This window comes from Bacillus sp. JJ1532 (genome assembly GCF_036965085.1).
In the GTDB taxonomy this organism is placed as follows: domain Bacteria; phylum Bacillota; class Bacilli; order Bacillales; family Cytobacillaceae; genus Cytobacillus.
On record NZ_JBALOW010000076.1, the window covers coordinates 498 to 1,221 of the forward strand.

At 39.2% G+C, this 724-nt stretch carries 1 pseudogene; it reads left to right on the forward strand.

Annotated elements, in window-relative coordinates:
- Positions 1-229: 229 nt before the first annotated feature.
- A pseudogene (locus V7122_RS21105) lies at positions 230-724 on the forward strand (DnaD domain protein); the annotation flags it as partial.

Here is a 724-nt window from a genome sequence, read left to right on the forward strand (position 1 = left end):
AAATGGATTCCCCTGTCTATACTGTTTCTACGGCTGGCGAAAAAGGTCGATACACTATGGTGCCATAGAGCCCATCCGGTAGTCTGACTCCAACGTAGTTAAATTCCAGAAACAAATCAGGGCTTCGGCTCTGATTTATTTTTTTGATAAAACCTGTCCTTTTTTCGACTTCATCCATATATAAAAAGCGAATGAATTTATAAAGAGTCTCAAGAAAGGGATGGTAATAATGGCAAGGTATCGCGTGGTTTACACTCAATTTTGGGATGATCCGAAGGTTGTGGAGGAAATGACGCCGGAGGATAAGTATGTGTTTCTTTATTTGTTGACGAATAAAAATACGAAACAAATCGGGATTTACACGATAACAAAAAGACAAATGGCTTTTGATACAGGGTATTCGCAAGAGGCCATTCAAAGTATCTTGGAGCGCTTGATCAATAAGCACAAACTTTTGAAATATAACCAGGAAACTCGGGAAATCGCTGTTAAGAATTGGGGAAAATTTAATTTTATTCGCGGCGGAAAACCGGTGGAGGATTGCGTGAGAAGCGAATTAGAAAAGGTAAAAGACTTACAGCTCATTGGGTATGTAGGGGAACGTATTCGAAATGTAAAGATGAGGAAGTTATTCGAATCATATGCTGATTCTTCTTTTGAATGGTCTAAAAACGAGTCAGATGATCTATCGAATCATGACAGTCTGGACGATACGTCCACGATA